We start from the raw sequence: 7,881 nt of genomic DNA on the forward strand, positions 1-7,881 counted from the left end.
TTCCTAGAAGAGATTACGGAACCACTCGGCGAGATCCCCGAGGCGAGTGGTGAGCACGGACAGGAAGGTTTGGCCCGCACCGGTAACGGCCAGGGCCGCGAAGAGCGCAAAAACTCCCGCGAGAATCAGGGCAACCAGCATCCAATTGGAAATCGAGGAGCGGTAGAGGCGCGAGACGCCCTTCGCGTCAATGAGTTTGCCGCCCACCACCAGGCGAGTGAGGAAGGTCGAGGCCATTCCCGCCCGGCCCTTATCGAGGAATTCCAGAATCGTATTGTGGGTACCCACCGCCACAATGAGCTTGGCGCCTTTGGAATCAGCCAGCAGCATGGCAACATCTTCGGAGGTGCCGGTGGCCGGGAAGACCACGTGATCCACACCCAAATCCTCCACGCGTTTCTTGCCGGGGGCGCGCCCATCCCGGTAGGCATGCACCACCACTTCGGCGCCGCAGCGCAGCGCTTTATCGGATACCGAATCCATATCGCCGACGATAATATCCGGGGTGTAACCCAGTTCCAGGAGGGCATCCGCCCCGCCGTCCACCCCGATCATAAGGGGCCGGTTCTCCCGAATATAGGGGCGCAGGGCGCGCAGGTCTTCCCGGTAGTCGTAGCCGCGCACCACCACGAGCACGTGGCGATGCTCCATGGACGTGCGAATATCGGGGATCCCCACCCCGTCCAGGATGAGACCCTGTTCTTCGTTGAGATATTCGAGGGTATTGGCGGCGAAAGCACGCAGTTGCACGGTCATGCCGGCGCGGGCTGCCTCGCTATCGCGGGCAATGCTCTGCGCAGTTTGCAAGGTACCTTCGGCAATAACGCGCCCGCCGGCCACCACGCGGGCCCCGTCGATATCGACCCACTGGCCTTCGGGTATATCCATAATTTCCAGGCCAAGGTCATCAATAAGCGGGATACCGGCTTCTTCCAGGATCGCGGGGCCGAGGTTCGGGTAGCGCCCCGAGATGGATTTCGCGGCATTGAGCACGGCAACGGGTTGCGCGGCCACCAGGTTTTCCGCGGCGACCCGATCCAGATCCGTGTGGTTAATAATCGCTACATCGCCGGCTTGGAGACGACGAGTGAGATTCTTGGTGCGCGCGTCCACCCGGGCCGGACCGGCCAGGGTTCCTTCCGCAACGACCTTCTTTTTTCGCCATAACTTCGATGCCACAAGCTTTATAGTGCCACATTCGCGGCCTTAAGTAGCTCAGCTGCGTGCGCGCGTGCCACATCGGTATCGCTTCCGGAGAGCATGCGCGCCAGTTCGGCTTCGCGTTCTGGCCCGCTAACGTCACGTAGTTCGGTGCGCGCGGCACTTTCTTCGAGTTGTTTCACGACGACGAGTTGGTGCTCGGCACAGGCCGCGACTTGGGCCAGGTGCGTGACCACAATAACCTGGGCACTTCCGACCAGTTTTGCCAGTCTTTTCCCGACGGCGCTGGCGGCACGGCCGCCAATCCCGGCATCCACCTCATCGAAAAGGAACGTGTGACCCTGCTGGGCGCGCCGGGCCGCCAATCCCACTTCCAGGGCGAGCATGACACGCGAGAGTTCCCCGCCCGACGCACCGGAGGCAAGCGGGGCGAGTGGCGCGCCGCGGTGGGCGGCCAGCAAAAAAGTGACGGAATCCGCACCGTTAGCTCCGGGTTCCGCGGCTTCAACCTGAACGGTGAAGTGCGCATCGGGCAGGGAAAGTTCGGGAAGTTCCGCTTCCACCGCGCGGGCCAGTTCGCTTCCGGCGGCGGTGCGGGCCTCCCGCAGGGCCGCGCCCGCCTCTTCCATGGCAGCGTGGGCCTGAGAGAGTTCTTTTTCGAGCCGTTCTAAGGTGGCGGCCGGGTCATCAAGCTGCTCCAAGCCCGCGCGCGCTTCAGCTGCGGCCCGCAGGATTTCTTCGCCGCTCATCCCCAGGTTTTTACGTAACCCCGCCAGCTCGGAGCGGCGCGAATAGATAGTGGAGAGCTCATCAGGTTGGGCCTGGGTACCGCGGGCCAGTTCCGCAATATCCGCGTGAATATCGGTGATATCCGCTTCGGCGCTTTCCAGGCGTTCGCGGAGCTCCTCGAGCTGGGCGTTCGGCATATCAGAACCGCTTAGTTCAAGGACGTGCTCGAGTTGCGCCAACGCCACGCCCAGGGCGGATATAGCACCGGCCTCGGTATCATTCCCGCTGAGGGCTTCGGCGGCAGCCGAGTAGGCCCCGTACATTTCCACCGCGTTTTCCAGAATCCGGGCGCGCGCCCGCAGGGCTTCTTCTTCTCCGGGCTGAGGATTGACCGCCTCGACTTTGTCAAGCAAAGCGCGGTACGCCAAACGTTGCTGGGCGGCGCGCTGCGCCCCGGCCTGAAACACATCGCGAGCCTCGCGTGCTGCACCGTAGTTTTTCCAGGCCTGCTCCCAGGTAGCTTTTGCCCGCGTGATGGTGTCGCCCCCGAATTCATCAACCGCGGCACGCTGCTGGCTGGGGTTACCTAAACGGATCTGATCGGATTGACCGTGCACGGTCACAAGCTCCGCCGCGATATCGGTGAGAACCGCAGTGGGCACCGAACGGCCCCCCACAAAAGCGCGGGAGCGGCCTTTGGCGGGGATATGCCGGGCAATAATAACGGCGGCGGTATCGCCCTCAACATCGTAGCGGCCACCGGCCTCGGTGATACGGTCCAGGAGCGGGGAGGAAGCATCCACGAGGAAGGTTCCTTCCACTTCCGCCTGGGTTGCTCCGGCCCGCACCCGGGCCGGATTGGCTTTCGCACCCAAAAGCAGGGTAAGGGAGGTAACCGCCATGGTTTTTCCGGCCCCGGTTTCCCCGGTGAGGGCTGTCAGCCCGCGCCCCAGATTGAGTTCGGCTTCCGCGATCACGCCGAGATTGCGGATGCGTACCTGTTCGATCATTCGCGCACCTCACGCTCGCGCCAGCCGCGCACCGGCAGGTGGAAGCGTGCCACCAGCCGCCCGGAGAAGGGTGTTTCATTCAGCCGGGCAAGCTTGACGGGCCGCTCTCCCCGCACCGCGGTAATAACAGTTCCTTCGGGCGCAACAAGCCGGCGCCGCGAATCGCAGGACACCATGGCCTCATCGCGCAAAACCCGAACTTCTAAGGTGGAGTACGGGCTGACCACGAGCGGGCGGGTGAAAAGCGCGTGGGCTGCCACCGGGGTGAGCAGGAGTGCTTCCACGCTTGGCCACACCACCGGGCCGCCGGCTGAAAAATTATAGGCGGTGGAACCGGTGGGTGTGGAGAGGAGGACCGCATCAGCTTTGAAAGCGGAAATTTCGCGGCCGTCCACCCCGATGGACGTTTCGATAAGGCGGGAGTTAAAAGCTTTTTCTACTGATACTTCGTTGAGGGCCCACTGCACGATGCACGAGCCATCCGGGCGTTGCACATGCACATCAATGGTCATGCGTTCGGAAATAACCCAATCCCGCGCGGCGATACGTTCCACCACCGCGGGTAGTTCATCGGGTTGCGCTTCGGACAGGAATCCCATATGCCCGTAGTTGATGCCGAGGATAGGCACATCGGTGCTGCGCCCCAGCTCCGCGCCGCGCAAAATCGTGCCGTCCCCACCCATAACGAGGATGAGATCCGCATCGCGGGCCCCCGCCAGCGTTTCGCTGGTATCCACCTGTATTCCGCGTTCTTCCAGGGCGACAATCGCATCGTGAGCGGCACGTTCCATCTGCGGTGGTAACGTGCGATTGACGACCAGGGCGACTTTTGGTTGTGCCATCGAATGCCTCCCCTCTCTTCAGGTATCCTACCCGCTACCGCGCGGGCCGTCCCTGCCCGGCCGGCCCGGCTGCCACCGCCGCCCGCACGCTTTCCTCGAGGTTCTCTCCGAGCAGATCTGCGGCATTTTTCTTCATGTAGAGGAAGTATTCAACGTTACCGGCCGGCCCGGGCAAGGGCGAGGGCGCGACTGCTTGGATGGCTAGCCCGGCGGCGCGGGCGGAAAGGGCGACGTCGCATACCGCCTCCACGTGGTACTCCGGATCACGAACCACGCCGTGCGAACCGATCTTCTCCCGGCCCACCTCAAATTGCGGTTTGACCATGAGCAAAAAATCGGCCCGTGGCGAACTCGCGGCAGCAAGGGGTGCGACTAGCAGTCGCAAAGAAATGAAGGAGAGGTCTCCCACGACCAGATCGGGCGCGGGGGCAACCGCCGCGGGATCCAGGGTGCGCACATTCGTGCGTTCGAGCACGGTGACGCGGGGGTCTTCGCGGAGTTTCCAGGCGAGCTGGCCGTAGCCAACATCCACGGCGACCACGTGGGCGGCGCCGCGCCGCAGCAGCACATCGGTGAATCCGCCCGTGGACGCACCCGCATCCAGGGCCCGGACGCCTTCCACTCGCGGGCCGGCTTCCCCGAGGTAATCAAGAGCACCGAGGAGTTTATATGCCCCGCGGGATACGTAACGATCCCGGGCGGCTTCTTTAACAAGAAGTGCCTGAGCCGGGTCCATTTGGCGGGCGGGTTTCGTAACCTCAGCGCCGTCCAGGAATACTTGGCCTTCGCGGATGAGCACCGCGGCATCCTGGCGGGAGCGCGCGAGTCCGCGCCGCACAAGTTCCGCGTCAACGCGCCGTAAACGCCCCATAGCCGAGCACCTTTCTGGTTTAAACCCGCGCCCGGGAGAGGCGCCGGCCCAATTCGGCGTGAATCGCCTCCAATTGTTCAATCTGTTCGGGCAGGTCGAGCTCGGTGAGCTGATCCAGGGCTGCCTCGATATTGAGTGGTGCGCTCGGAAGCGGTGCCGCCGGCCCGGGCGCACCTGGCCCAGCAGCCCTCGACGCGGGAACCGCCGGCCGGGGAACCGCGCCTTTATCCTGCTTCGTCATCGCTGCTCCACCGTGATGTCCTCGAGAACAAGGGTCTCCCCCATACCGCGATCCCGTACCTCCCATACCGCGTGCACCGCAGCCCGGTAGGTATCCAGACCCAGGTGTAGCCCGCGTCCATCGGAGGTGACCAGGCGGGCCGCTGCGCCGTCGTTCCCTTCTTCAACCTGCGCCCAGGATCCGCCGGCCACCCAGCGTTCGCCTTCCCGGTGAATATTCGGGTAATCCTCGTTGAGGACGCGCAGGTCATCACCGAGGTAATCGGGGCGTTCGTCCGGGGCGGCGAGCATGATATCGCGCGCGGCGCTCACGCCGGTGAGCACGTGGAGGCTGGGAATGCCGGCGGCGCGCGCTCCGCGAATATCGGTATTGAGGCGGTCGCCGATAGCGAGGGGATGGGTGGAACCGAGCATTTCCATCCCGATGGCGAAAATCGCCGGATCGGGTTTGCCCGCGGACAGTGGGCTCACCCCGGTGGCATTGACAACCGCGGCCACGAGCGAACCGCAGCCGACCATAAATCCGCGTTCCATGGGGAGGGTGGCGTCCAGGTTCGTGGCGACGAAAAGCGCTCCGCGTCGGATGGCCAGGGCGACTTCCGAGAGCGCCGCCCAGTCAATGGTCGGGTAGAAGCCCATGATGACCACGTCCGGGTTATCGTCGGCCGATGCGACGGGGACAAGCTCGGTCTCGCTCACCGCGCGATGCAGGCCATTACCCCCGATAACGAGGGCTTTTGCTCCAGCAGGCACCTGCGCGGCAGCCAGACGAGTGCTGGCCATCGCGGAGGTGAGCACCGTTGAAGCCGGGGCTGAGATTCCGACGGTTGCGAGGTGCGCGGCGACTTCTTCCTGGGTGCGCGAGGCGTTATTAGTGAGGAAGAGCGGGTGCATTCCGGCCGCTATGGCGCGCGCGTATGCATCGGCGGCGTTCGGGGCCGGATCGGTGCCGAGGTAGAGGACGCCGTCCAGATCGAAAATTGCGCCGTCGAAATGGGATACCAGGCTCGCCATTACTCTTCTTCCGACTCCTGCTCGGACTCCTGCTCCGATGTCGCCTCAGAATCCGCACCGGTCTCAGCTTCAGCTTCGTGCGCAGATTCAGCTCCGGCCTGGGCTTCGGCATCAACTTCGTGCGCCGGTTCCGTTTCCGGTGCTACGTCAGCTTCCGGTGCTACATTCGCATCCGCATCGGCTTCGGCCTCAACCTCGGATTCGGGCGCCGTTTCAGGCTCGGATTCAGGCTCGGATTCAGGCGCCACTTCGGACTCCGCTTCAGGATCCGCTTCCTCCGCGGTGAAAAGTTCGACTTCACCTTCCGCGTTGTAGACGGGGTTCCAGCGGGCGCGCAGCTCTTCAGCTTCCGCCTCACGCCCAAGTTCTTCGAGGCGATCCGCCTTGATGAGCTCAACACGGGCCCGCAATTCCTCGTCGAGGTTCTCGACCTTGATTTTCTCGAGGACAGCCAAGCCAGCCTCAGAATCACCGGCATCCGCGCGGGCCCCGGAAGTCACCAGCGCCAATTCGAGCGTGGTGGCGGTATTGAGCCGCTTGAGCGGAATCTCAGCAATAAAAGCGAGGGCCTTTTCGGGCCGGCCTAACCCGCGTTCCGAATCAGCCTCGAGGGCCACATGCGAATAATCATCGGTCATGCGCCGGTAGGTACGCAGCTCACGCAAAGCCTCGGAGTACCGCCCGGTCAGGTAGGAGGTCAATCCCAGCGCCTCACGCACAATATCGATGCGCGCGGCGTGCCGGTAGGCCGCTTTCGCGTGTTCGTAGGCCAGCTCAGGATTCTGATCCATCATGGAACCGGCATAAACGAGGTGCCGCGCCACGTTTTCGGAAACCGCCGGCGCGAGCACCTTGAGCTTGCGCCGCGATTCCGCCGCGAGATCCTGCGCATTGACCGTTTCGGGAATGAAAGGATCCTTCACACCGCCGCGGCTGCGCCGATCATCACGCCGACGCTTATCTTCCTCGCGGTATCTACCGCGTTCTTCGTGCCGCCGGTCCTCACGGCGATAGTTATCGCGACGCTGACCATCGCGCCGATGGTCGGCACGCCGGCGTTCGTCCCGCTCAAAGCGCGGCTTGTCATCATAGTGGTCGCGGCGCCCGTAGCTGCTGTTTTCGCGTACCTCGTGTTCTTCGGTACGACGACGATCCTCACGGTCGGGGCGCTCATTGAAACGATTATCGCGCCGGCCCCCGAATCGCTTGTCCTGGCCTCGGCGGTTATCACGCCATTGGCCACCGCGTCCTCCGCGCCGGTCTTGACGGTCGTAGCGGCTGTCGCCGCCGCTCTCCCAGGATCCGCGCGATTGGCGTGAATCGCCTGAGTCCTGATCGTTCCAATCGCGCCGGTACCCGCGGTGGTCATCGCGGTCGCGGCGATTATGGAATCCACCCTTGTAGCCTCGTTCATCGCGGCCGTCCTGGAAATCACCACGCCGATTCCACGAAGAACGCCGGTTTCCACCGTTGCGCTCATCGCGAGATTCCCGTGATTCCCACGAGTCGCGGTCGCGGCCATAGCCACGGCCCCCACGCCGGTCGTTGTTATGACGGTTCCAGTTTCCTTCACGGTTATCCCGACGCCGTGAACCTCCGCGGCGGTCATTCCAAGCTTCGCGGGGATCGCTCCAAGCGCGTCCCTCACCGCCTTCTCCGGATTCATGCTGCGAGGGTTCGCGCCGTTGCCGTGCGGACCTCCATTGTCCTTTCGGACGGTCGTCTTCGGAGCGTTCTTCGCTCCATTCTTCGTGGTCAGACATTTCATTCCTCGCAGTTCGATTGTAAAGAATCACGATGCTGTGCTTATTTTAGGCCGACTCCAGCTCGGCCGCGCGCTGAGCAGTAAATTTTGGCGCGCAGAGATTAAAAAGATGTGGGGTGTGTTCTATGCCCTAACAGATAAGACATAAACACACCCCACACACTACAAAAACATGGCGGCAGTGACCTACTCTCCCACACCCCACCGAGTGCAGTACCATCAGCGCAAACAACCTTAGCTACCGGGTTC

At 63.2% G+C, this 7,881-nt stretch carries 8 protein-coding genes; all 8 read right to left on the reverse strand.

The window, feature by feature from the left end:
- Positions 1-3: 3 nt before the first annotated feature.
- From steA to ACRQFC_RS05370, 8 genes are read right to left on the reverse strand one after another with little or no spacing between them, the layout of a single operon-like run.
- Positions 4-1,179, reverse strand: a complete 1,176-nt coding sequence (steA, locus tag ACRQFC_RS05335) for a putative cytokinetic ring protein SteA (RefSeq protein ID WP_284900992.1) — start codon at positions 1,177-1,179, stop codon at positions 4-6.
- Between the two features lie 5 nt (positions 1,180-1,184).
- A complete protein-coding gene (recN, locus tag ACRQFC_RS05340; RefSeq protein ID WP_284900990.1) occupies positions 1,185-2,900 on the reverse strand; it encodes a DNA repair protein RecN in 1,716 nt (571 codons plus the stop codon).
- Entirely contained in the window at positions 2,897-3,742 is an 846-nt protein-coding gene (locus ACRQFC_RS05345) for an NAD kinase (RefSeq protein WP_026429285.1), read from the reverse strand. The genes recN and ACRQFC_RS05345 overlap by 4 nt, the downstream gene beginning before the upstream one ends.
- Positions 3,743-3,776: 34 nt before the next feature.
- Positions 3,777-4,613: a TlyA family RNA methyltransferase gene (locus ACRQFC_RS05350; RefSeq protein ID WP_284900989.1), complete on the reverse strand. Its 837-nt coding sequence runs from the start codon at positions 4,611-4,613 to the stop codon at positions 3,777-3,779.
- 19 nt (positions 4,614-4,632) lie between these two features.
- Positions 4,633-4,854 (reverse strand): hypothetical protein, encoded by a 222-nt coding sequence (locus tag ACRQFC_RS05355; RefSeq protein WP_087070728.1) that lies wholly within the window; start codon positions 4,852-4,854, stop codon positions 4,633-4,635.
- Positions 4,851-5,867 (reverse strand): HAD-IIA family hydrolase, encoded by a 1,017-nt coding sequence (locus ACRQFC_RS05360; protein ID WP_284900986.1) that lies wholly within the window; start codon positions 5,865-5,867, stop codon positions 4,851-4,853. The genes ACRQFC_RS05355 and ACRQFC_RS05360 overlap by 4 nt, the downstream gene beginning before the upstream one ends.
- Positions 5,867-6,790 (reverse strand): hypothetical protein, encoded by a 924-nt coding sequence (locus tag ACRQFC_RS05365; protein ID WP_284900984.1) that lies wholly within the window; start codon positions 6,788-6,790, stop codon positions 5,867-5,869. The genes ACRQFC_RS05360 and ACRQFC_RS05365 overlap by 1 nt, the downstream gene beginning before the upstream one ends.
- Positions 6,787-7,533, reverse strand: coding sequence for a hypothetical protein (locus ACRQFC_RS05370; RefSeq protein WP_284900983.1), 747 nt, complete (start codon positions 7,531-7,533; stop codon positions 6,787-6,789). Before ACRQFC_RS05370 ends, ACRQFC_RS05365 begins: the two co-directional genes overlap by 4 nt.
- Positions 7,534-7,881: the final 348 nt, after the last annotated feature.

Source organism: Actinotignum inguinis (genome assembly GCF_051265835.1).
GTDB classification, from domain to species: Bacteria; Actinomycetota; Actinomycetes; order Actinomycetales; family Actinomycetaceae; genus Actinotignum; species Actinotignum timonense.

Bases quoted from the DNA above. Each gene is read 5' to 3' on its own strand.
- ACRQFC_RS05345 (WP_026429285.1), bottom strand. From the start codon at position 3,742: ATGGCACAACCAAAAGTCGCCCTGGTCGTCAATCGCACGTTACCACCG.
- ACRQFC_RS05355 (WP_087070728.1), bottom strand. From the start codon at position 4,854: ATGACGAAGCAGGATAAAGGCGCGGTTCCCCGGCCGGCGGTTCCCGCG.
- ACRQFC_RS05360 (WP_284900986.1), bottom strand. From the start codon at position 5,867: ATGGCGAGCCTGGTATCCCATTTCGACGGCGCAATTTTCGATCTGGAC.
- recN (WP_284900990.1), bottom strand. From the start codon at position 2,900: ATGATCGAACAGGTACGCATCCGCAATCTCGGCGTGATCGCGGAAGCC.
- ACRQFC_RS05350 (WP_284900989.1), bottom strand. From the start codon at position 4,613: ATGGGGCGTTTACGGCGCGTTGACGCGGAACTTGTGCGGCGCGGACTC.
- ACRQFC_RS05370 (WP_284900983.1), bottom strand. From the start codon at position 7,533: ATGAATCCGGAGAAGGCGGTGAGGGACGCGCTTGGAGCGATCCCCGCG.